The sequence below is a fragment of the Pseudoalteromonas sp. CO109Y genome, assembly GCF_004208935.1.
Lineage (GTDB): Bacteria > Pseudomonadota > Gammaproteobacteria > Enterobacterales > Alteromonadaceae > Pseudoalteromonas > Pseudoalteromonas shioyasakiensis.
The window spans coordinates 34,235-56,674 of the sequence record NZ_SGPD01000024.1 but is presented as its reverse complement, the minus strand read 5'-3'; the positions used below and the strand labels follow the sequence as shown (position 1 = coordinate 56,674).

At 40.0% G+C, this 22,440-nt stretch carries 23 protein-coding genes; 1 reads left to right on the top strand and 22 read right to left on the bottom strand.

Annotation, left to right across the window (positions count from 1 at the left end; translation table 11 throughout):
- The gene (locus EXT43_RS08950) at positions 1 to 732 is read left to right on the top strand and encodes a glutaredoxin (protein WP_016708238.1); all 732 of its coding nucleotides are present in this window, start codon (positions 1 to 3) and stop codon (positions 730 to 732) included.
- Between the two features lie 216 nt (positions 733 to 948).
- On the opposite strand, the gene EXT43_RS08945 is transcribed toward EXT43_RS08950, so the two are convergent.
- The 22 genes from EXT43_RS08945 to EXT43_RS08835 form a co-directional block, all read right to left on the bottom strand.
- On the bottom strand, positions 949 to 1,299 hold the full coding sequence (locus EXT43_RS08945; protein WP_062566151.1) for a hypothetical protein: 351 nt from the start codon (positions 1,297 to 1,299) through the stop codon (positions 949 to 951).
- Positions 1,300 to 1,349: 50 nt separating this feature from the next.
- Positions 1,350 to 1,721, bottom strand: coding sequence for a hypothetical protein (locus EXT43_RS08940; RefSeq protein WP_019677951.1), 372 nt, complete (start codon positions 1,719 to 1,721; stop codon positions 1,350 to 1,352).
- Between the two features lie 10 nt (positions 1,722 to 1,731).
- Positions 1,732 to 2,154: a hypothetical protein gene (locus EXT43_RS08935; protein ID WP_062566152.1), complete on the bottom strand. Its 423-nt coding sequence runs from the start codon at positions 2,152 to 2,154 to the stop codon at positions 1,732 to 1,734.
- Positions 2,138 to 2,803 carry an isoprenylcysteine carboxylmethyltransferase family protein gene (locus EXT43_RS08930; protein ID WP_016708241.1) on the bottom strand — a complete coding sequence of 222 codons (666 nt, stop codon included), beginning with the start codon at positions 2,801 to 2,803 and terminating at the stop codon, positions 2,138 to 2,140. The genes EXT43_RS08935 and EXT43_RS08930 overlap by 17 nt, the downstream gene beginning before the upstream one ends.
- A complete protein-coding gene (locus EXT43_RS08925; protein ID WP_016708242.1) occupies positions 2,796 to 3,131 on the bottom strand; it encodes a DUF2933 domain-containing protein in 336 nt (111 codons plus the stop codon). Before EXT43_RS08925 ends, EXT43_RS08930 begins: the two co-directional genes overlap by 8 nt.
- Before the next feature lie 9 nt (positions 3,132 to 3,140).
- Positions 3,141 to 3,494: a cupredoxin domain-containing protein gene (locus tag EXT43_RS08920; RefSeq protein WP_045979597.1), complete on the bottom strand. Its 354-nt coding sequence runs from the start codon at positions 3,492 to 3,494 to the stop codon at positions 3,141 to 3,143.
- Between the two features lie 11 nt (positions 3,495 to 3,505).
- The gene (locus EXT43_RS08915) at positions 3,506 to 5,749 is read right to left on the bottom strand and encodes a heavy metal translocating P-type ATPase (RefSeq protein ID WP_045979598.1); all 2,244 of its coding nucleotides are present in this window, start codon (positions 5,747 to 5,749) and stop codon (positions 3,506 to 3,508) included.
- A gap of 101 nt (positions 5,750 to 5,850) precedes the next feature.
- A complete protein-coding gene (locus EXT43_RS08910) occupies positions 5,851 to 6,264 on the bottom strand; it encodes a MerR family transcriptional regulator (RefSeq protein ID WP_045979599.1) in 414 nt (137 codons plus the stop codon).
- Positions 6,265 to 6,561: 297 nt separating this feature from the next.
- Entirely contained in the window at positions 6,562 to 6,984 is a 423-nt protein-coding gene (locus tag EXT43_RS08905; protein ID WP_045979600.1) for a hypothetical protein, read from the bottom strand.
- Positions 6,985 to 7,593: 609 nt separating this feature from the next.
- The gene (locus EXT43_RS08895; protein WP_045979601.1) at positions 7,594 to 8,454 is read right to left on the bottom strand and encodes a copper resistance protein B; all 861 of its coding nucleotides are present in this window, start codon (positions 8,452 to 8,454) and stop codon (positions 7,594 to 7,596) included.
- The gene (locus tag EXT43_RS08890) at positions 8,451 to 10,274 is read right to left on the bottom strand and encodes a copper resistance system multicopper oxidase (protein WP_045979602.1); all 1,824 of its coding nucleotides are present in this window, start codon (positions 10,272 to 10,274) and stop codon (positions 8,451 to 8,453) included. Before EXT43_RS08890 ends, EXT43_RS08895 begins: the two co-directional genes overlap by 4 nt.
- 27 nt (positions 10,275 to 10,301) lie before the next feature.
- Entirely contained in the window at positions 10,302 to 10,772 is a 471-nt protein-coding gene (locus EXT43_RS08885) for a nuclear transport factor 2 family protein (protein WP_008467847.1), read from the bottom strand.
- 15 nt (positions 10,773 to 10,787) lie between these two features.
- A complete protein-coding gene (locus tag EXT43_RS08880; protein WP_045979603.1) occupies positions 10,788 to 11,675 on the bottom strand; it encodes a CopD family protein in 888 nt (295 codons plus the stop codon).
- Positions 11,676 to 11,693: 18 nt separating this feature from the next.
- Complete coding sequence (locus EXT43_RS08875) at positions 11,694 to 12,041, bottom strand: copper resistance CopC family protein (protein WP_016708251.1); 348 nt, start codon at positions 12,039 to 12,041, stop codon at positions 11,694 to 11,696.
- Between the two features lie 24 nt (positions 12,042 to 12,065).
- The gene (locus tag EXT43_RS08870; protein ID WP_045979604.1) at positions 12,066 to 13,898 is read right to left on the bottom strand and encodes a 2Fe-2S iron-sulfur cluster-binding protein; all 1,833 of its coding nucleotides are present in this window, start codon (positions 13,896 to 13,898) and stop codon (positions 12,066 to 12,068) included.
- Complete coding sequence (locus tag EXT43_RS08865) at positions 13,898 to 14,509, bottom strand: PepSY domain-containing protein (RefSeq protein WP_226899251.1); 612 nt, start codon at positions 14,507 to 14,509, stop codon at positions 13,898 to 13,900. The genes EXT43_RS08870 and EXT43_RS08865 overlap by 1 nt, the downstream gene beginning before the upstream one ends.
- An 88-nt stretch (positions 14,510 to 14,597) precedes the next feature.
- Positions 14,598 to 17,762: an efflux RND transporter permease subunit gene (locus EXT43_RS08860; protein WP_130166807.1), complete on the bottom strand. Its 3,165-nt coding sequence runs from the start codon at positions 17,760 to 17,762 to the stop codon at positions 14,598 to 14,600.
- Between the two features lie 14 nt (positions 17,763 to 17,776).
- Positions 17,777 to 19,534 carry an efflux RND transporter periplasmic adaptor subunit gene (locus EXT43_RS08855; RefSeq protein WP_055022008.1) on the bottom strand — a complete coding sequence of 586 codons (1,758 nt, stop codon included), beginning with the start codon at positions 19,532 to 19,534 and terminating at the stop codon, positions 17,777 to 17,779.
- Entirely contained in the window at positions 19,534 to 20,961 is a 1,428-nt protein-coding gene (locus EXT43_RS08850; protein ID WP_062566153.1) for a TolC family protein, read from the bottom strand. Before EXT43_RS08850 ends, EXT43_RS08855 begins: the two co-directional genes overlap by 1 nt.
- Positions 20,961 to 21,458 carry a DUF411 domain-containing protein gene (locus EXT43_RS08845; RefSeq protein WP_016708256.1) on the bottom strand — a complete coding sequence of 166 codons (498 nt, stop codon included), beginning with the start codon at positions 21,456 to 21,458 and terminating at the stop codon, positions 20,961 to 20,963. The genes EXT43_RS08850 and EXT43_RS08845 overlap by 1 nt, the downstream gene beginning before the upstream one ends.
- Before the next feature lie 107 nt (positions 21,459 to 21,565).
- A complete protein-coding gene (locus tag EXT43_RS08840) occupies positions 21,566 to 21,925 on the bottom strand; it encodes a hypothetical protein (RefSeq protein WP_062566154.1) in 360 nt (119 codons plus the stop codon).
- 156 nt (positions 21,926 to 22,081) lie between these two features.
- The gene (locus EXT43_RS08835; RefSeq protein ID WP_045979609.1) at positions 22,082 to 22,429 is read right to left on the bottom strand and encodes a hypothetical protein; all 348 of its coding nucleotides are present in this window, start codon (positions 22,427 to 22,429) and stop codon (positions 22,082 to 22,084) included.
- Between the last annotated feature and the right edge of the window lie 11 nt (positions 22,430 to 22,440).

The following is a 22,440-nucleotide window of genomic DNA, read 5'->3' as shown; positions in this document are numbered from 1 at the left end:
ATGACTAAGACAGCTACCCTGTACAGAATGGTCACTGACGAACATATCTGCCCCTATGGTTTAAGGTCGAAAGATTTGCTGGAGAGGCAAGGGTATGATGTAGAAGATCATAAGCTCACGTCAAGACAACAAGCTGATGACTTCAAAGATAAGCATGATGTCAAAACTACGCCACAAACCTTTATTGAAGGAAAGCGTGTCGGAGGATACGATGACTTAAGAGAGTATTTTGGTAAAGATGAAGCAGGTCAAACTGGCACAACCTACACGCCAGTTGTAGCCATTTTCTCGATAGCTGCACTTCTTGCTGTCGCATCTCAACATTTTGCTTCCGGCTCATTTATCTCCATCAGAACACTGATGCTATTTATAGCTTTTTCAATGACGCTCTTAGCGGTGCAAAAACTGAAAGACCTATACAGTTTCACAAATTCGTTTATTACTTATGATTTACTAGCGATGAGATGGATAAGATATGGTTATATTTATCCCTTCATTGAAGCATATGCAGGTATTGGTATGGTTGCCCAACTACAGCCTCTCGCAGTGGCACCATTTTCATTGTTTATCGGCACAGTTGGAGCAATTTCAGTTTTCAAAGCCGTTTACATTGACAAACGCCAGTTAAAGTGTGCCTGTGTAGGCGGCGATAGTAGTGTGCCACTTGGATTTGTATCGCTATCTGAAAACTTATTTATGATCGCGGGAGCATTGATTATGCTGCTGATGTAAAGGTATAGCTCTATTCGGCGGCTCCTTAACTGTTAAGATTAGACCTAGGATGCCAGCCCACACCTTTCTAATCCATATGTAACATTTTTTCTGTCGTACTGGCATCAAGATAACCAGAACTGAGCAAACAATCTCAAAGGTTGTACAAAATAACACTAAAGCTTTTTCATTAAGTTTTATTGTTATGCTCTTGTGGTGGCTTTCGCCACCACTTTATTAGTTTTCAAGTTCCACCATATCTTTCGCTGCAATGTCACCAGACACTAGCTTTACAGTTGCGAAATGATCATTCACAATTTTAGTAATTTGTACCGTTCCTACCTTTTCGATAGTGTAGGGATCGTCACCTTCACTCAATACTATTCTTTCATGGAATCTAATAACACTGTATTTTTGCCCAACCTCTGCGCCATGCTTAGCACCAATACAGATTAGAGTTCGATTATCAGAACTTTCTACTACCTGACCTCTCATCATGTATTTATGATAAAAAGTGGTATTAGAACAACCCACTAAATATAAACCGAATGTAAGCAATAAAAGAGCTTTTATATAGGGTGTTTTCATCACTGTTACCTCATTTGACTAACTAATTATCTATACACTTTTTTATGAATTCATTTGTTTTTCCGGCCAGCCCCCGAAGGTGCTTGATGACAACTCCAAGGCTTATGAACAGAGTTATCTTTGATGTTCTGATCAACAAATTTATAGTAACTTTCTTTAGTATGTGTCCACCAATCATCATGAACATCTGCGCCATACTTACGGATTACCTCCTCAATCCCATCAAGGCTTACGTTTGCGGCATCATAGGCAAGGTGTATTTCACCTTCTTTGATGTTGTAACTAACTTCATCTATACCAAAAAGCTGATCTATTTCTTTTACTAACTCGTCACAGCTTTCTTCTGTGACATTGCTAAGCTTTAGATTTCGAACAACTAAATTTTGCTCTCTAACGCCAACTCTATGATCTAAATCGCTCATAATTTTTCTCCTAATGTTTGTGTGAATGCTGTTGATTGCTATCTTTCATTTCTTCCATTTTCCGGTTCATCTGCGGCATCATGTTCTCCATCATTTCTAAATGATGTTCAGTCATCTTGATTTGTTGATGCATTGGCATTTCTTCCATATTTTTGTGCATGGATTGCATCATCTTCATCATTGAACGGTGATGTTCAACCATCATCTGCTGTTGCTTGTCAGGATCTTTTTCAGTTTTAATGGCATGGACTTCCTTTTTCATTTCCATCATTTTTTTATGCATTTCTCCCATGTTCTCATGTGGTATTGTCATGCCTTGATGCATATCAGCTTTGTTCGCACCTTCATGTTTATGCTCATTGTTTTGGGCAAATGAGCTAGTGGTTATCAGTAGTGAACTAATAAATAAAATTGATTTAGTTAACGTTTTCATGATTTTTACCTTCTACACTTTTATTAAAACTTGGGATCCAACTTGGTGTCGATTCCATATACCTGTGGTACTCCGAACCAAATTCAGCAATCGCCTGTGCTTCTTCGCGTTTCGCTAGCTTGACGTAAACAACGACTAAGATCGGAAACATCGCAAGTGTTGGGATTGTCGGCCACTGCAATAAAAAGCCGAACATGATTAGAATGAAAGCTACATACTGTGGGTGGCGACATCTTGCATACCATCCAGTTGTAGCCAATTGATGATGTTTTTGCGCGTGATGCAATACATTCCATGCTGAAGACAACATAAAGAAACCTGCAACAATAAACACCATACTCACTATATGAAATGGGTCCCAATGGGCATCACCTTGAAATCCAAAGAAAGTATGTAATAAATGCCCATTTTCATGCGCAAAGAAATTTACTTCTGGATAGGTCTCCGTCAGCCACCCCGACAGAAAATAGATAGTTAAAGGAAAGCCATACATTTCAGTAAATAGGGCAACAATAAAGGCAGAGAACGCGCTTAGACTTCTCCAATCAGTTGATGTTTTTGGTTTGACAAAACTAAAGGCAAAAAAGATAAAAATTGCTGAGTTCAGTATCACCATTGACCATAAGCCATAATCATATGTTTCATTCATCACTGCTCTCCTTTTTATGTGATTCCTTACGTGCCTTTTCTAAGCCTTGTATGTAGCCATCGCGATAGGCTGCATTTTTATCCGTGAGTTCTTGAAAGCTCTCTTCCTTTTTTTCATCAGGCGCATGTGAATGATCGTGACCATGTTTACCATGACTGCCATGCATAAATACGTGCATCAAGGGGCATAGCAATAAAATCAAGTAGGGAAGAAATTGCAGCGTATGTTGACCATGCTCAAGCACTAAGAAGTAGGTCACTGCGGCAATAAGTGCCAGTGCAGCCCAGCCTGTAGGTGTTGACCAAAAATTAGGGTGTTGATTTTTCATATTGCCCTCCTAAACGACTTTTAAGACACCGCGATACATTTGCATCTGACAGTGAAACTCATGCTCTCCCGGTGACAAGTTTAATAAGGTAATTTGAGTAATTTCATTTAACTTAAGCTGTTCGCTTATATCCAATGAAGGAATAAGCATTGTTTCAGCGCAGGGGGATTGATCTTTGCGTATAAACTTCAAGGTAACAGGTTGGCTAGCAGACACCTGAATTGAGGATGGGGAATACACGCCATCCCTCACTTCAATGAGTACTTCATTACCTTGAACGATTGTTTTATTGGGTTTATATAGCCAAAACCACCAAACAATCAGCGCGATTAACATTAAGCCTAATAAGTTAATTAACATCATCGCTCTTCTCCTTAATGCTCTTTTGCTTTAAAAAAGCGAAGTCGATTTGCATTTGACACCACAGTCAATGACGAAAACGCCATTGCAGCACCTGCAATTACAGGGCTAAGCAGAATGCCAAAGAAGGGATATAGAACCCCCGCAGCAAAAGGAATCCCAGCTACGTTATAGACAAACGCGCCAAACAAGTTTTGTTTGATATTTCGTAAAGTAGCTTTGCTTACCGCTATGGCATCGGCAAGGCCATGAAGTGAACCACGCATTAGGGTAATGTCAGCACTTTCGATAGCTACATCAGTCCCTGTGCCTATGGCGAAGCCAACATCGGCTAACGCTAGCGCAGGAGCATCGTTGATGCCATCTCCTGTCATACCAACAATTTCGCCACTGCCTTGTAGCTCTTTCACCTTGTTGGCTTTATCTTCTGGCAGCACCTCAGCAAGAAATTCGCTAATACCTGCTTTTTTGGCAACAGCGGCAGCGGTTTCCTTGTTATCACCTGTTAACATGATGACGCGTATACCATTAGCCTGAAGCCGTTTGATAGCAGAGATTGAGTCTGACTTAATGGGATCTGCGACAGCAATGATTGCGGCAAGTTCACCATCTACAGCAAAGTACATAGGTGTTTTGGCTTCTTTGGCTAAAGACTGGGCTTTTCCAACAAAGCCTGTGAGGTCTATGCCTTTTAACTTCATTAGTTTATCGTTACCAAAAAGCAGGACTTTATTGTTACAGTTTGCTTCTACACCAAAACCCGTAATAGCATTAAACGATTCAATTTTTAGTAACTCAATATCCTTATCTAAAGCACTTTCAACAATCGCTTGCGCTAAAGGGTGCTCTGAGCCGCTTTCTAAACTTGCTGCAAGCTGTAGTACGTCTTTTTCGTCAGTAGCTTTTGCTAAAACAATATCGGTTACCTTAGGTGCCCCTTCAGTAATAGTGCCCGTTTTATCTAAAATCATGGCAGTGATTTTAGAGGCGGTTTGCAGTGCCTCACCGTTGCGAATAAGTACTCCGGCTTCTGCTGCTTTTCCTACTCCCACCATGACAGACATAGGCGTTGCCAAGCCTAAAGCACACGGGCAGGCAATAATAAGCACAGTAGTTGCTGATACGATAGCAAAAGCAATTGCTGGCTCAGGGCCAAAGTTAAGCCATGCTAACGCACTTAACACCGAGATGATCATGACTACAGGAACGAAATAGGCGGAAATAACATCGGCCAAGCGGCCAATCGGCGGTTTTGAATTTTGCGCTCGTTTCACCATATTGATGATCTGTGCAAGCGCCGTGTCTTTACCAACGCGTGTCGCTCTAAATAAAATCATGCCTGATTTGTTCAAAGTACCAGCGACAACCTCATCTTCTTCGGCTTTTTCAACAGGCATAGGTTCGCCTGTCAGCATGGACTCATCAATAGAGGTGTGTCCTTCCAATACAACGCCATCTACGGGAATTTTTTCACCCGGCTTTACTTTCACAACATCATGAAGCAAAACCTGTTCGATACCTATCTGAACCTCTTTATTATCACGAACTACAGTTGCCGTTTTGGCCTGCAAGCCGATAAGACGTTTAATGGCCTCAGAGGTTTTACCTCTGGCTTTTATTTCTAATGCTAGACCTAAATCAATTAAGCCAATGATCATGGCGGTAGCTTCAAAATAGACATGTCGTGCCATCAATGGAACGGCGTCAGGTGCAAACACAACAACCATTGAGTACACCCAAGCTGTACCTGTTCCCAAAGCTATTAGTGTGTCCATATTAGCGGAGTGGTTTTTAAAGCTTTTCCAAGCGCCAACATAAAAATGCTTACCTGAAAAATACATAACACCAAAAGTTAAAATACCGACAACCAGCCAAGACATGCGTTCAAGGTTTGTTTCAACTGTCATTTCTCCAACTACAATGCTGTAGATCATCAAAGGAACGCCGAGTGAAAGGGCAATAAACGTATCGCGCATTAGCTTTTTGTAATATGCCCAATCCGCCGCCTCTTTCTCGTCAAGCGCATCTGTTGCTGAGCTATCATCAATTGGCTTCGCGTTATACCCCACTGACTCAACAGCTTTGATCAATTCTTCTGTCTTAGCTGTCCCAGAAACTGTTACAGTCCTATCAGCAAAATTCATTTCTGCACTGACGACTCCATGAGTTGCCTTTAACGCCCCTTCAATTTTGCCTACACAGCTAGCACACCCAGCGCCTTCAATGATGAGCTGTTGGCTTTGTGATGTTTTTTCCAACGTATTCTCCTTACTTTTACACGAAGAGGATTGAGTTTTTGCCTGACAGCAACAGCCTGATTCGGTTTCTATATTTGTATTAGTAGTTACCATTTTTCCTCCTATGCCTTTTTAATTTGTTCAAAGTTTTCGATGAGATGACAAACCATGTTTGCAGTCGGCGCTTTGTCTTCCATTTCTTCCCATTGAGAAAGCGCTGAAGACATTTTCCCTCGAAGTGCCAACATTGCTTGAAACTGTTTTTCTGTTTCTTCAAGCCGCTCTTTGATGAGGCTTCTGACTAATGGGCACGCACTTGTACCATCTTCAGATTCATTAAGAATTTGCTTGATATCAGCAACGGAAAAACCAAGATTTCTGGCACTTAAAATGAACTTAAGTCTCGATACTTCTTTATTCGAGTATGACTTGTAGCCGTTCACTGACTTAGCAGGTTTTAACAGTCCCAATCGCGTGTAATAGCGCACCGTATCAGCAGTCGTTCCAAGGCTTTTTGACAGTTCTGCTACTTTCATATTTACTCCTTAGTTTTTCACCTAAGTTTGTACTCTCACCTACAGCTTAGACCTGTGTCTAAGACACAGGTCAAGTACTAATTCTAGTGAATAAGCTAAAAAATAATTTTTTGGTAAAAGAGAAATCTCGGCCAAAATCGACAGCATTAAGTACTGTAAATGGCAATAGTTTGAGAATTTTCATAGTGCCTTCAAAATATCGTACTAATCGTTCAAAACAATTGATTATTTAAATCAATGAATAAGTCATTCTATTTTTGATGGGAGTGGCGAAAAAAAGACGCACTGATCCCGTGATTAGCCAATAATTGGTGGACGATAAAGTAAGAGATGGATACCAGATTTTGGTAGAGGTGTACGCTGTAGAAATAGCTCAGAGTAAATATTGCAAATACCTTCCTCTTGCGCTTGCACAAGATAGGGATTTAAATGAAAGCTTGAACAAAATCCCCCCTCACAACAAACACAATCACTAGCTTTACATTTTTCACAGACTTCATCACCATGACGGTGTTTAGAGTCTTGCGAGTTTACAGTGTGATAGTGACTATTGTCATTCATTGATTGATGGTGAATATTTTTGCTTCGTTGCATAATATGCGTGTCGGAAGATCCATTTTGATGTTCTTCACAATTCATTGGCTTAGCTGTAGCAAAACTATGCTGCGTAAGCAACACAGTTATTATCACTATTTTAAACCACCTGAAAAGTCCAAACATTATCATTCCTTCTTTAGCTCCTACAATATTAGCCACTTTATAAAAATAATTTTATGATCTTGATCAACCTTTGAACTAAAACCTAAACTTTTTACTTTTTTAAACAGCTTAAACTTAACAAGTATAAAAGGGGTGTCTGATTTATACTCATGAGATTGAAGCCAAGCATGAGCACCATAAAAAAAATAAAAACCCTACGCTCATAACTAGGTATTGAGTAAGGGATCATTTTTCCAATTGTTCAGCTTTAAGCGCAGTACTTTGCAACAATCGGTTCTATCCCGAGCACACCCAATTCCCGTTCATCAAAAGTGATAAAATAGTCTATTGTACGTCTTTCAATGGCGATGTTTTTTGGCTTGACTCTTTAACCTTTACCATTCGCCAACTTTACTTCTTAGCTGATATTCCACCTTGATAGGTATACACCAGACTGGCACAGACTGAAAACAAGAAGTAGCTTACTATTACTGCTCTTAGTTCTTTCCAAAAAAACTATTAGCTAGGCCTTTCCTAACATAACTAAAATGGTTTAAATCCCAAAAAACAAAAGCTACCATCAATATAGTTGCGGTAGCTCTCATCAAGTCAATATAGTATTTCTTCACATCAGAGCCAGAACTTGATACCTGCAACAAAAGCAGTATCACGAGTACTTTGCCCATTTAACTTCGCAAATTCGGCTGTATTACCAAATTTATTTGTCCACTCAACGCCAACATAGGGAGCAAACTGGCGGGTAAACTCATAACGAACCCGAAAACCAATAGCACTGCTAGATAAGCCACTACCAAGGTTATTTTGGACGTCATCCTTACCGTAAAGCGTCAACTCTGCTCGTGGTTGAACAATTAACTTTTGAGTAAGTAATAGCTCATACTCAGCTTCGATCGAAAATGCACTATTACCTTGCTCTCCTAAATACGCAGTCATATCAATTTCAAACCAGTAAGGGGCTAGACCTTGTAAACCAAAAGCTAGCCATTTGCGGTTTTCACCTTCGTTATTGTAATCAAGTCGAATACCGACTTGTGTATCCCAATAAGCAGATATTGCGTGGCCCCATAGAAAATCTGTTTGGTTCTCCTCTAAATTACCTTCGCTAAAATCTCCCTCAGTTTTGATGACTAATCTATCAAAAGTAGTGCCATACCATGCCTGAAAGTCAAAAACACCTGCGTTTGTTTGCTCATTATATTCAAGACGATCCCCTAGTAGCGCGTAAAATGAATGCTCATCTGCCAAAGTCAGTCGTTTGTCGCTATTGAGTGCATAAGGACCTTCAGTCAATGTTGTACCTGCGGCATAAGCATGAGGGTCTCTAGCATCTTTAGGTGCATCTCCACCTTGTGCTTGCATTTTAGAATCACCCATCTCAGTCATCTCATCTTTTGCAGATACAGATACACTTATAAGGGGCAAACCTATTAATAATAGTTTTAACGTATTGGTTAGTATTAATTTTCTCATGATACAACTACCTCTCTAAACATACCTGCATCCATGTGGAATAATAAATGGCAATGCCATGCCCAGCGACCTACGTCATGAGGTGTTGTTAAAAAACTAATTCTTTGCGCTGGTTGTACAGGGATAGTATGGCGACGAACCTGTACATCACCTTTTTCATTCTCCAAATCGCTCCACATACCATGCAGGTGCATTGGATGTGTCATCATTGTATCGTTTTGTAAAATAACTCTTAAACGTTGATTATGCTTCATGTGAACTGGCGTGCTTTTTCCAAATTCCAAGCCATCAAATGACCAGCTATAACGCTCCATGTTTCCAGTTAAATGTAATTCAATTTCAGCCTCAGGCTCTTGCTGGCTTGTAATTCCCTCAAGAGAATGTAAATCTGCAAGTGTTAAAACACGGCGTCCATTTTTACGTAAACCTATACCGGGATCATCAAGGTTTGTTCTAGGCATATCAACACGCATATCAACAGAAGCTCCATACTCTGTTTTTGCATGACGCACTTTAGTGCTAGCAACAGCTAATGGGTTTTTAGTCATTCCATGTTTACTATGATCCATTGCCATCGCTCCATGACCCATTGCACTATGATCCATTTTATTAGAATTCATGCCCGACATACCTGCCGTATCAGCCATTGTAGAATGCACACTATCATGGGTCATATTGCCCATCATATCTGTCATCGTTAACCACTCAACGGGGTCTAAAGAAGGTACTGGTGCATCAACGTTAGGTGCCATTGATAAAGTACCTTTAGCATAACCTGAGCGATCCATGCTTTGTGCAAAAATCGTATATGCGTCATTTTTTGGCTCGACAAGTACATCATAAGTTTCACCGGGACCAAATCTAAATTCATCTACTGTCACAGGTTCAACATTTTGTCCATCAGCTTGTACAACTGTTAACTTCAGCTCAGGTATTCTTACATCAAAAAACGTATTGCTAGAACCGTTAATAAATCTAAGCCTAACCTTTTCGCCAGCTTTAAACATTCCACGCCAATTTGTCAAAGGCGCACAACCATTCATTAAAAAAGTCATTGCAGATGCTGATAAGTCTGCAAGATCTGTAGGGTTCATTCTCATTTTATTCCACATTTCCCGGCGTTGTAGCGCATTTGAAACGCTGCTATTTGAAATGTCATCAAAAAACTCTGGAACAGTAGGTTGATTAAAGTTAAATACATCGCTCTGTACTTTTAACTTGCGAAACAAATCCATTGGGTCATCATCAGTCCAATCAGACAATTGGATGACATGCTCATTGTCAGCACTAATAATATCCTTTTCTCTTGGCTCAATAATTAATGCGCCGTACATACCTGTCATTTCTTGAAAACCACTGTGTGAGTGATACCAATATGTGCCGCTTTGTTGCAGCTTAAATTTATAAACAAAGGTTTCACCCGGCATTATACCTTTAAAGCTAATACCCGGTACGCCATCCATTTGATACGGAAGAATGATCCCATGCCAATGAATTGAACTCGGCACTGATAATTTATTCGTTACCCTGATAGTAACGTCATCACCTTCTCTGAGGCGCAAGGTAGGAGCTGGTATTGAGCCATTGATTGTTGTAGCCATTCTTACAACACCTGTGAAGTTTACTGGTGACTCATCTATCACCAGATCTATGACTTCCCCACTTAGTTCGGGCGCAGTACCTGTTGAAGTTCCAGCAAGCAAAGATGAAGCTGCATGAAGAACACTTGGAAAAGCAGCTAATACACCGCCAGCAGCTAATCCTTGTACAAAGCGTCTACGTGGCGTAGAAACTTGATGTAATGGATTGTTATTTCTCATTTTACTCTCCGTTGTTTGAACAATAAATTAATGTGACCAATGAATGTGCTTAATCTTCCATTCACCATTTTGTTTTTCCAGCACCATCGTTTCCATGCCTTGATAATCGCGTTCAACACCTTTATGAGTACCTGTAGTTTGACTGCGCGACGCAGAGATAGCGGTATTTCCAAGTATCGTCACTTGATGTTCAAGTGTGTCGCTCTTCATCGCTGCTAAATACTTCATATCCGACAACATATGATGATGAGCATATTCATCAGCGCTCCTTTCAACGCGGCCTCCCTCGAAAATGGTGACATCATCCGCTAACTGCGCTCTAGCCTGTTTTTGATTGCCAGTTTCAAGTGCTTGATGAAATGCCAAAACAACTTTTGCGGCTGGGGTATCTATACCTTTAAACAAACCTTTGTCTTTGTTCTTATCACCATGAGCGTTTGCTGCGAAACTAAACGTCATTAATAAAACGAGTAATATATTTATTGTTTTCATTTTCATTCTCTCTTTTAGGTTTTAATTTGCAGGGCCAACAACACTAGTAAGCCCAGCCGTTACAGATAAAATGGCAAAAGCTACTACCATTTCTATCGAGATAGATTTAGATAAAGCCTCTCTGCCTTGACTATTTTTAAGTTGTGGAACGAGTATTAGTTTATGTTTAGCAGCAAGTGCCAAAATAGACACTACAAGGGCCAATTTAAACAACAGTGTTTGTCCGTAACTTGAGCTTATTAGTGCATCAAGACTTCCGACCAATTGAATCACGAGCCAGAGGCCTGCTACCAACAATAGGCTCAATGTAAAACTTGCTTGTTTGCCAAAGCTTTCCATCAGCAAATGAAGTTCTGCATAACTTAGCTGATGGCAAGCCTGTTTTAGTGGCAATAACGCCCCAAACCACCATGCCATAACGAGCACATGCAAAATAAGCAAGCCTTTTTCAATTGTGCCTAACTCAGAAATATGACCCAGTAACGTGAATGAGTATGCAAGGATTAATAAACTCAACATTAAAGCGCTTTGTTTTAAGTACGAGTTCACAGCGAGTTTGAACCTTAAAGCTAAAGCGATTATTGCGGTAACTAGCCCAAGCGCTCGAAGCAAAGCTCCAGTGCCGACAGAGGAGTCCCACATAATAGCCAATATATCAGCGTCTATCGCCCCCTGAATTCCCTCTTCTGCCATTGCACCAGTACTGGCAAAGAACCAAGTAATATTAGCGATCAAAGCCATAACTATATAAGTTCTTGTCCACGTTAAATTCGCTATTACAGCATTACTATGAGATTCATTATGCTCAAAAATTTGTCTGAAAAATGTATAGCCGGCAATACAGGCAAAGCCGACGTAAAATACAATTTTTGACAGTACAATGACTGTATTCCAGATATACATTTCCATATCAATCACACAGCCTTACTAATGAACCATAAAGCCGAAGCTATCTTTCATTTTATGTCCATCTTTACCTAAATAGGTCACATCAACGATATAGTTTGTTGGAGCTAATTTAGGTAGTTCCCATGAAAACTCTCTGGAAGCTTCTTTTGATGGTTTAAAGTCAAATTTAATATTTTCACCTTTTTTATTTTTCAACGTAACTTTAACTACACGTACCTCTTTGCTAAATCCCAATGTCAATTTTTCTGGAGTATTCATTAGCATTGCATTATCAGCAGGCACGCTTTTTTCAAGATGCACATGTGCAAATACTGCACTACTAAAAACAACACTGATTATGGTTAAAAGTTTAATTAATGTTTTCATATATACCTCTATTTATTTAATGGATTAACGACTAAATTTATCTTTGAAAATTTGATTACTTGGAATCCCAGCATCTGTAATTATTTTTTCCACTTCACTCATCATTGCTTCTGGACCGCACAAGTAAAACTCAGCCAAATGCAGTTCTGCTTTTTGGTTCATATACGGCAGAAGTACTTTTTGAACATAGCCTGAGTGCCCTTGCCATTCTTCTGAAGGATTAGAAAGAGTAGGAATATAAGAGAAGTTTTTATGCTTCTCACTCAGTGACTTCAATTCATTATGGTATAGCAAGTCATCTTCAGTTCGCGCACCATAGATAAGAGTCAAACCACTTTTATCTTTATGCTTTTTCAACTGTTCAAAAATAATAGACCTCAGTGGTGCAAGTCCTGAACCCGCACCTATAAACACGCGACTAACTTTTTTATTTGAAGTGGCATAAAAATCAGAAAAAGGGCCTCTTGCAGTTATCGTTTCACCTACTTGGAGTGAACCTAAATAACTTGAACCTATTCCTGCTTTAAAACCATTCTTTGCGGTCTGCCAACGGATATTAAACATTAACTCATCAGACTCCTCGTCAAAGTTAACTAATGAGTAGTGGCGAGTTACACCGTTATGAGAAAATTTTCCATGATAGTAGCTATCCCAGTATTTTTCATAGCACTCTGGCATATCATCTGGACGTAAGCTATTCATCCCTGCTGGCACATCAAATTGCATATATGCACCAGCTTTAAATGCCAACTGTTTGCCTGATTTCAGCTTAAATTTCACTTCCTTGATAAAAGGAGTAATGAAATTAGTCGCAACCACAACTAGCTCATGATTTTCAATATTGCGATCAGTATTAACTTCAATCGAACTAATTTCAGAGAACCTATGCTGACATCCAAGCCGATAACCTTCCTTAAGTTGCTCCTGAGATAAATGTTCCTGTTCAGATAGTGTGATAGGTAATTTAGTTGAACTTAAGAACACGCATTTGCCACAAGTACCGCCACCACCGCAACCTGAAGGAAGGTATACATGTGAACTAGCTAGCCCTTCTAATACAGTTGAGCGACCAACTGCTGAGATGTCAGTAATAGTATTTTCATTGGAAAACGTCACTGCCACTTTTTGCCTGTTAGTGCCCCAACCTAGCTTCAGTAAACCACTTCTATACTGTTGTATCAGCCAAGTAACACCAGTAATTGAAAGGAATAGCGTTGCAAAAGCAAATGCAATGATCAACCAATGGTTAAATCCTCCAGAATTGCCATAGTCCATAAAGTGAAGCTTCATCATCAGATCTTTCAATCTGAAATCATCATTGGCATGGCGAAGTACTTGACCTGTAATACTATCTAAATAAATAGTTGTATTGTTCTCATCCTCAACGGCAACTTGCCACATAGGATTTTGCTGCCTTACGTGATCAGAAAACGGAGGTTGAGATAACACTGGAGTAGTTAACTTACCCTGTCCTGAGTAGGAGTTTTTTGCCAAAGTTAGTACTTGTTCTTCAGACAAATTAAATGGCTTTCCTGTTACAGCATCAAATAGCTTTGAGTGGCGCTCTTGATAGCTATGCTGCCCCTTATCGAACACAAAATGATAGTAAGGCTGATGTAAAACCCATATAAGGTTTACTTCCTGCGGAGCATTACTAGTAATGTCTTTAATAGGGAATAGGTCAAAGCCTGTAATGCTACCTTCATGATGAGAATGAACTCTAAGTTCATTACCACTGGCTTTACTGTGATCCATCAAATTGAAGTAAAGGCCCGTTCCCAACCAAATAAGCAGTTGTAAACCAACAAATAAAGAAAGCCACTTGTGTATCGTTGTATTTAACTTAAATAGTCGCATCAAATGACTCTCTTTTTATTTGGGGAAAGCACTCGGTAATAAGTCAATACTGCGCCAGTAATTGCTCCCATTAGACCTAGAGTTGCGACCAAGAACAAAAACCAGTTTGATACGTTTTCTCCATCATAGTAATCCATAATGTGGAACCGCCACATCCAATCAAACAATCGCCAGTAATCATGACGCTTGGCAACAAGTGATCCTGTTTGTTGACTTATATAAAATGTCGGTGTGGAGAATTGCTCAAACGTCACTCTCCAAACAGGTAAATGCCTTGGGGACAACTCAGCAGGCAAGTTTGTCGCTGACTTAATCAACCTTATGCTGTCGATTTGATGATTCAGCGCATAATGGTATTGTGCGATTTCTTTAGCCTTGGTTTCATCTACAAGGGCCTGAACAGCTCCAGTTTTAGCATCTATTGCTACTTTTCCATTTTCTCCATTAATAAAAGAATACAAAGGACGGCCCATACTTTGAGTAAGTGTAACTTGGCTAGCTTTAGGATAATCCGCAGCTAGCTTTACAATGGAGTAATCCATACTTGCTAAATCTATTTTGGCTTCCTCACTCTTAGCCAAGGTTTCGCCGTGTATATAGTGAATATCCATAGTCACCATATACACGCCTGTAATAGACCAGAAGAGGAATTGTATTCCGACAAATGCCATTAGCCATTTGTGATATTTTCTAGCCGTGCTAAGCATTATTCTCAGGCTCCACGTTAGAAAGCTCTTTGTTAAAGGCATTTACTTCAGGCTTTTTAATGATTGAGTAAATTGCAGGGAGTACAATAAGCGTGAGCAGCACAGCACTTGTCATTCCGCCTACCATAGGAGCAGCAATGCGGCTCATGACCTCAGAACCTGTACCAGTACCATATAAAATAGGCATTAAACCTATAATGATTGTAGCTACCGTCATCATTACTGGACGAACTCGTAAGCCAGCACCGTGCAATAATGCATCTTGATATGCATCATCTGAGATGAGTTCTGCTCGCTCCACCGCTTTTTCCTTAAGCTCAGCAAGTGCTTGATTAAGATAAACCAGCATTATCACGCCAATCTCAACCGCAACACCAGCTAGAGCGATAAAGCCCACACCAACAGCTACTGAGAAATTAAACCCTTCTAGATACATCAACCATAACCCACCGATCATTGCCATCGGCAAGGTAACGATAATGATAGCCACTTCACTAAACGCTCTGAAATTCAGGTAAAGCAGAATAACAATAATGGCGAGTGTTAAAGGCAATACATAGGTGAGCTTTTCTTTCGCTCTTTCAATATATTCGTATTGTCCAGCCCAAGTAATTGAATAGCCTGCTGGTAATGTCAGGTTATTTGCTAAGTGTTCTTTAGCATTTTCAACATAAGTACCTACATCAACGCTATCAATATCAATGAAAGTCCAACCATTGATTCTGGCATTCTCACTTTTAATACCCGGTGGGCCATTCTCTACTCGAATATCAGCAACATCACCTAGTGCAATGCGTTGACCACTTGGTGTTACAACAGGTAATCGTGCTAGCTGCTCAGGAGAATCTCGATAATCTTGCGGATAGCGCAGATTAACAGGGTAACGCTCTTGACCTTCTATCGTTTGTGTCACATTCATACCGCCAATCGCAGTAGAAACTACTTGTTGGACATCTTCGATATTTAACCCAAAGCGACTTGATTTATCTCGTGAAATATCAACCTTGATATATCGTCCACCTGCAACTCGTTCAGAGTAAACTGACGCTGTGCCTGTCACTTCTGGCAAGAGTTGTTCTATTTGTTGGCCGATATCCTGAATTACATCAAGTTCTGGTCCGGCGACTTTAATACCGACAGGCGTTTTTATACCTGTAGCTAACATGTCAATGCGGGTCTTGATTGGCATGACCCAAGCATTGGTTAAGCCCGGAAATTTAACCAACTTATCAAACTCAGCTTTTAACGACTCAGTTGTCACGCCTTCTCGCCACTCCTCCCGTGGCTTCAATTGAATAAAGGTTTCAATCATGGTTAGAGGCGCAGGGTCAGTTGCGGTTTCAGCTCGTCCTACTTTACCGAATACATTTTCAACTTCTGGCACAGTGCGAATAAGCTTGTCCGTTTGCTGCAATAACTCTCTTGCTTTACCGATTGAAATGCCGGGATATGTAGTAGGCATATACATAAGGTCGCCTTCATCCAATGGCGGAATGAATTCACTACCAATTTTATCGACAGGCCAAAAACCAACGATAGTCACTAATACTGCTGCGACTATTGTCAATTTTGGAAACTTCATGACTTGCTTTAAAACAGGCATGTAGATAGCAATCAATAATCGATTTAATGGGTTTTTCTTTTCAGAGACGACTTTGCCTCGAATAAAGTAGCCCATCAAAACAGGCACCAATGTTATTGCCAAGCCTGCTGATGCAGCCATTGCATAGGTTTTTGTATAGGCGAGCGGTGAAAACATTCTTCCTTCTTGCGCTTCTAAGATAAACACAGGTAAGAATGAGACAGTTATGATCAGCAAGCTAAAAAATAATGCAGGGCCTACCTCACTCGCAGCCTTAGCTACAATTTGCCAACGGTTTTCATCTGTTAGTGGTGTTTTCTCCATATGTTTATGCATATTTTCAATCATCACTATTGCACCATCAGTCATCGCACCAATAGCAATAGCGATACCGCCTAAAGACATAATATTGGCATTGATGCCTTGCATATACATGATGATGAATGACACCAATATACCTAATGGTAGAGTAACAACTGCCACAATTGATGAGCGAAGATGAAATAGGAAAGCAACACAGACAATAGCCACGACCGCAAGCTCCTCTAGCAACTTGCTCCAAAGGTTATCAACAGCACGATCTATTAACTTCGATCTGTCATAGACAGGGACAACCTCCACCCCCTCTGGTAAAGAAGATTTGAGCGACTCAAGCTTTTCTTTTACCCCATTTATGGTTTGTTGAGCGTTTTCACCAAAGCGCATAACGACAACACCACCAACAACTTCGCCTTCGCCATTAAGTTCTGCGATACCACGGCGCATTTGAGGACCAAGGTTAACGTTGGCAACATCACCAATACGCAACGGCGTGCCTTGTTCGTTAATACCAAGTGGAATTTTCTCTATATCACTAACTGATTGAATATACCCCGTTGCGGTAACCATATATTCAGCTTCAGCCATTTCCACAACGGATGCGCCAGTTTCTTTGTTCCCTTTTTGTAAGGCTATTTGTATTAAACTTAGAGGAATATCGTAAGCTCTCAATTTGTCAGGATCTACTTGCACTTGATACTGCTTAACCATACCACCAACGGCGGCAACTTCGGACACGCCCGGAACAGTTTGTAGTTCATACTTTAAGAACCAGTCTTGAATGCTTCTTAATTGGCTTAGATCATGGTTTCCAGACTTATCTGTTAAAGCGTAAATGTATACCCAACCCACACCTGTTGCATCAGGTCCTAATTGAGGTTTTGCCGAATCAGGCAGGCTTGATGCTACTTGGCTTAAGTATTCAAGTACTCGGCTTCTAGCCCAATACAAATCAGTATCATCATCAAAAATAATGTAGACGTAGGAATCACCAAAGAATGAGTAACCACGAACAGTTTGCGCCCCCGGCACTGATAGCATCGCTGTAGTAAGTGGAAATGTCACTTGATCCTGCACAACTTGTGGTGCCTGTCCCGGATAACTCGTCTTAATTATCACCTGCACATCAGAAAGATCTGGGAGTGCATCTACTGGCGTTTTTTGTAATGAATACAAACCACCAAACGCGATAATTAAGGTAATCAACAAAACAAAGAAACGATTGCCGATAGACCATCTAATAATTGATTCAATCATTATTTTTCTCCCACTTAATGATTAGAATGATCAACAGCAGCTTTATTTTCCTTGCCGTGTTGTTCATCTGATTCAAGAGAGATTTCAGTGATAACTAAGTCATCCCTAACCTCAAAAGTGAAAGTGACATTATCACCAACATTGAAATCAACTATTTCTATATTGTCCGCGACGATAAAATCCATCGTCGCAGCAGGTCTATCCCACTTCTCTATTGGGCCTCGGCTAATATTTAGAATCCGTGTATCAATATCAATCGCATTAATTAAACCTGATACTGTTGCTGATGATACTTCTTCACTCATATCAGCAGGCTCACTCATGATATGAATTCCAGTAACTTCATATCCACCCTCTTCGGTTTTGCTCACTTCAAAGTGCAAAGATTGACCAGACTTCAGTGAATCAATATCTACCTTTTCACCTACATCGAAGTCCATTGTCATTTCAGGCCAATCCCAAGCCTCAGCAGGACCATGAGTAATATTAACCATACGATGTCCCGCCATGACGCTGTTGATTTCGCCTTCCATCCAAACAGAGCTAGGCACTTCGTCATGAGTCATTCGTTTAAAATCAGAGTTTTTACTTGATTCAGAATCAATCAAGAATTGAGCAGATGTCACCACAACATCATCTTCATTAAGACCCTCTAAGATTTCGATACTATCGATATCAACCCGGCCAATTGTCACTTCGATAGACTTAAATTGCCCATCCCCCAAGGCAAGTACAACTCTGTCTTGTTTACCTGTGCGAATGACGGCTTCTTTAGGTACGAGTATCGTGCTATCAGCTTGATTAGCGTGAATAGAGACTTGTGCAAACATGTTTGGTTTTAATTGATAGTCTGGGTTGTCAAACTTCAGTCTCACTCTGAGTGTGCGTGTTTTACTATTCAATGTTGGATAAACATAATCAACGACACCAGCCCAGTCCTCTCCGGGTAAATAATCCAGTGTCATTGATACAGGCAGTCCTTCTTTAATTAAGGCTGCGTCACGTTCAAACACTTCTGCTTCAACCCAAACTTGATCTAGTTGACCAATGCTTAATAAAGTGTTTCCCGGCTTGACATAAAAGCCTTCTCTAATCTTCAAACCGTCAACAACACCTGCTTGTGGTGAATAAAAGGTGATGGTTTGCTGAACTTTTCTAGTCTTTTCTAGCTTTTGAATGAAATCTGCTGAAAGCTGTAACGCTTTAAGGCGATCTTTCGCCGCCGAAATTAAGGAACTATTGTCGCGCTTTAAAGCTATTAAAAGTTCTTCTTGCGCGTTAACTAACTGAGGAGAATACAGTGTATAAAGAGGCTGCCCTTTCTCTACAGGGTTACCTGCCGCTTTGACATAGAGTTTTTCAATCCAACCATCAACACGTGGGTGGATATGAATTAGCTTATCTTCATCATATTGAACGTAACCAACCGTTGATATTTCAGTATGCATATTTTTCAGCTCAACAGGTGCAGTGCGAACCCCTAGGTTATTCACTACATGAGGCGCAATTTTTACTGCTCCGGGACCAAAATCATCACCAGATGATTCTTCCTCATACACAGGAATTAAATCCATCCCCATAGGCGACTTACCGGGCTTGTCCCGGCGGTAATTAGAATCCATCGGTGCAACCCAATACAGAGGCTTTTTCTCTGCTGATGTTGTTTCATCTGTATTACTGTTTGACCCTGCACCTTGATATAAGCTCAATACTCCTGCGCCTAGCGCAGCACCAATGATGATGGCAATAATTGTTTTAGTATTCGTTGACATTATTTTTCTCCAAATTGCTGATTGGATAAGTGCTGATTAGTTTTGTGTGAAGTTTGCATCGACTTATGTTCAGCATTTGAGTTAGATTGAGAACGTGCAAAGAAATAGTTGATACGAGCAACTGTTTTAAGTGCGTCAACATCAATTCTTAAGGCTGATATTCTGGCATTTAATTCTGCGATTCTTGCTCGAACAACTTCGGCAAAATCGCCATCATCATTTGTGTAAGCTGTCAATGACGCTTCTGCTTGGTCATGAGTTTGTTTAAGGAGTTGTTCTTGATAGATAGATTGCCTATCAGATAAACGCTTAAGCTGTCTAAGCTCCTTTTCCACCATACTGATCATTTGCTTTGTCAGTAATAGTTTCTCGGTTTTAATAGTCTCTGAATCTGCAATAGAAGCTGCAACTTGCTTATCTTGTCTGTTCTCGGTGAACAAGGGTAAATCAAACGTTACTCCAACAGAAAATAAATCAGCTCGGCTATCACCAGAGGGCATATTGTCCCGATAGGCATAACTAGCATTAACACCCCATTGCGGTTCATATTGCTGTTTAGCTAACTCAACTGCTTTTTCTGAAGCTTTGCGTTTTATATCAATTGCAAGTATGGCTGGGTGATTCGAAAGCTCCTGAGCCAATAGATTTCTTGAGTAATTAGATGCTTTTAGGACTGTTGAATTGTTCAAATGAATTGTAGGCAACTTTTTAGAAACCCTAAACTCTAATGGTTGCGTATCAAAGTTGAATGATTCATTCAAGCCAGCAGCATCGTAGATATGAAGCCACTCATTAAGGCGAGCGATTGTTGTTTCTAGTTTCTGCTTTTGCGAAGTTAATCGGTCATCTAACTGCACGATTTCCAATTGAGCACGAATAACATCTTGTTGTCTGGTTTTACCAACAACATTTGAGTAGCTAGCTTTAGTAACTTCCGCCATCTGCTCAAAGAGCGCCCAATCCGCTTCAATCAATTTAATGGTTTGTTGGGCTAAGTAAGCATCTAACCATAACTGTGATACTTGGCTTATCAGTTTAGCCTTACGATCCTCTCGTAGCAGTGGAAATTTCGTTGACTCAATTTTTAATTGCTCTTGTTTAATCTTTAAACTATCACCTCTAGGAAACATTTGAGAAACACCAACCTTTAGTTGAGTCATTCCTTCCTGATCTAAGTCCCAAGTATCTGTTGGTAAATTCATTATCCCTAGTGATACTTTGGGGTCAGGCAAAGTACCTGAAGCGATACTTCTATTTTCAACCGCGCTTTGTTTTAACCGACTCCCATGAAGCCAAGGATCATTTTGCTGAGCCAAGGTGATAGCTTGTTCAAGTGACACTACTTTCTCAGCTTGAGCTGAGAATACAGACAAGCCGAGAATTAGCGAAGTTGAAAGTAGAGTAAGGCTTGAAACATTTAATCTCATTAGAATTGCTCCTCATAAGCCTTAACTTCTGCATATACTTTACTCGTTCCATCTTTAAATAAAATTAATACGTTATATGACATAAAGCGGTCGCCGACTTCCATACCCGGAGAGCCAACAGGCATTGCTGGGACAGATAATCCAATCGCATTGGGGTGCTCTTCTGACAAGAACTGCTGAATAAACTTAGCCGGTACATGACCTTCAAAGGCAAACCCATTTCTACTCACTGCCGTGTGGCATGAACGGTAATTAGGTTTGATACCATACTTAGTTTTGATGTTGCCGATGTTTCGGAAATCTTTGGAATGCGCAACGATCCCTTTGTCTTCAATATGAGTTATCCATTTTTTACAACACCCACAAGTTGGGGTTTTATAAACGATTAACTCCAAAGGTGTTACGTCGTTATTGTGTGCATGCTTATGTTCATTAGCGTTTGCAAACGCAGGTGAAAGCAGCATTACAACTGCTATTTTTAAATACTTATTGATCATTTTTGCCCCCAGACGTCGCTGGAAAATAGCTATAGCGCTACGACGCTATATTGACTAACAGAAAAATTAATTACATGTGTGCGAAATTTGGACGCACTAATCCTGTATTAGGCAAAAATTGGTGGACGATAAAGGGAAGTGGAAATTGAATGAGGTTGTTTAGATTGCATAGCAGCTACAGATTCACTCAATATTTGAATATCTGTCGAGTCAACACTGGAATTTAGGACTGTCGTAGATGAGCAAGCATTTGCAGGACAAATACATTCAACGTCACAACAATCTTCTGATTGACCATTACTGCTTTTATTCATATCACCATGATCCATGTTCATGTTCATGTTCATGTGTGATTCATGAGAACCTGATGGCATTTCGCAAGGCATAGCAGAATACGCAAATGCTTGCCCTACAAAGGCAAACAGCATAAGCGTTATCACTAAGACTTTTGAAAATGCTTTAGACATAAAATTCTCATAAAAATATACATGTCTATGCTAATACAAATTTTCGAATAAGTAAATTGATGTCATGTAAACATTTATGAATATTTGACTAACGTCAACTTTTTCAAAGAGGTAAGTGACAAATAATAATCTCATCAGACTTCTTATCTTCGTTATTCAATGGCTTTTATTTTGAGACTTAAGTTGCTCTCTCATTTCTAAAACTCGATCTACCGAATAAGCTCCCGCCCTCATAACAACCAGTTCAACAAACGAAATATCAATTAACTTATGGTCAGCATCAATCACATAACAACTCTCACTATGTGTGTATATTTCTAACTTATCCTCATCAGCAGATTTGCTAACAATCTTTGAAGTTACCATTTGCTCAAATGGCCGAAATCTGAATGTTTCATCGTCAATAACAACCCCTGACAAAAACTCCCCAAGAAATGATTTTTCAAAGTCTTTATAGTCATAGACCGAGAGTATGTAAGCATCCTTTAAATATGTTTTGTCCATTTGTTACTCCC

Coding starts and splice junctions, on each gene's coding strand:
- EXT43_RS08940 (WP_019677951.1), bottom strand. CDS start 1,721: ATGAGCGATTTAGATCATAGAGTTGGCGTTAGAGAGCAAAATTTAGTT.
- EXT43_RS08845 (WP_016708256.1), bottom strand. CDS start 21,458: ATGATCAATAAGTATTTAAAAATAGCAGTTGTAATGCTGCTTTCACCT.
- EXT43_RS08950 (WP_016708238.1), top strand. CDS start 1: ATGACTAAGACAGCTACCCTGTACAGAATGGTCACTGACGAACATATC.
- EXT43_RS08930 (WP_016708241.1), bottom strand. CDS start 2,803: ATGAATGAAACATATGATTATGGCTTATGGTCAATGGTGATACTGAAC.
- EXT43_RS08885 (WP_008467847.1), bottom strand. CDS start 10,772: ATGAAAATGAAAACAATAAATATATTACTCGTTTTATTAATGACGTTT.
- EXT43_RS08925 (WP_016708242.1), bottom strand. CDS start 3,131: ATGAAAAATCAACACCCTAATTTTTGGTCAACACCTACAGGCTGGGCT.
- EXT43_RS08875 (WP_016708251.1), bottom strand. CDS start 12,041: ATGAAAACATTAATTAAACTTTTAACCATAATCAGTGTTGTTTTTAGT.
- EXT43_RS08945 (WP_062566151.1), bottom strand. CDS start 1,299: ATGAAAACACCCTATATAAAAGCTCTTTTATTGCTTACATTCGGTTTA.
- EXT43_RS08880 (WP_045979603.1), bottom strand. CDS start 11,675: ATGGAAATGTATATCTGGAATACAGTCATTGTACTGTCAAAAATTGTA.
- EXT43_RS08920 (WP_045979597.1), bottom strand. CDS start 3,494: ATGATGTTAATTAACTTATTAGGCTTAATGTTAATCGCGCTGATTGTT.
- EXT43_RS08895 (WP_045979601.1), bottom strand. CDS start 8,454: ATGAGAAAATTAATACTAACCAATACGTTAAAACTATTATTAATAGGT.
- EXT43_RS08865 (WP_226899251.1), bottom strand. CDS start 14,509: ATGGATATTCACTATATACACGGCGAAACCTTGGCTAAGAGTGAGGAA.
- EXT43_RS08890 (WP_045979602.1), bottom strand. CDS start 10,274: ATGAGAAATAACAATCCATTACATCAAGTTTCTACGCCACGTAGACGC.
- EXT43_RS08935 (WP_062566152.1), bottom strand. CDS start 2,154: ATGAAAACGTTAACTAAATCAATTTTATTTATTAGTTCACTACTGATA.
- EXT43_RS08850 (WP_062566153.1), bottom strand. CDS start 20,961: ATGAGATTAAATGTTTCAAGCCTTACTCTACTTTCAACTTCGCTAATT.
- EXT43_RS08860 (WP_130166807.1), bottom strand. CDS start 17,762: ATGATTGAATCAATTATTAGATGGTCTATCGGCAATCGTTTCTTTGTT.
- EXT43_RS08910 (WP_045979599.1), bottom strand. CDS start 6,264: ATGAAAGTAGCAGAACTGTCAAAAAGCCTTGGAACGACTGCTGATACG.
- EXT43_RS08840 (WP_062566154.1), bottom strand. CDS start 21,925: ATGTCTAAAGCATTTTCAAAAGTCTTAGTGATAACGCTTATGCTGTTT.
- EXT43_RS08905 (WP_045979600.1), bottom strand. CDS start 6,984: ATGTTTGGACTTTTCAGGTGGTTTAAAATAGTGATAATAACTGTGTTG.
- EXT43_RS08870 (WP_045979604.1), bottom strand. CDS start 13,898: ATGCGACTATTTAAGTTAAATACAACGATACACAAGTGGCTTTCTTTA.
- EXT43_RS08855 (WP_055022008.1), bottom strand. CDS start 19,534: ATGTCAACGAATACTAAAACAATTATTGCCATCATCATTGGTGCTGCG.
- EXT43_RS08835 (WP_045979609.1), bottom strand. CDS start 22,429: ATGGACAAAACATATTTAAAGGATGCTTACATACTCTCGGTCTATGAC.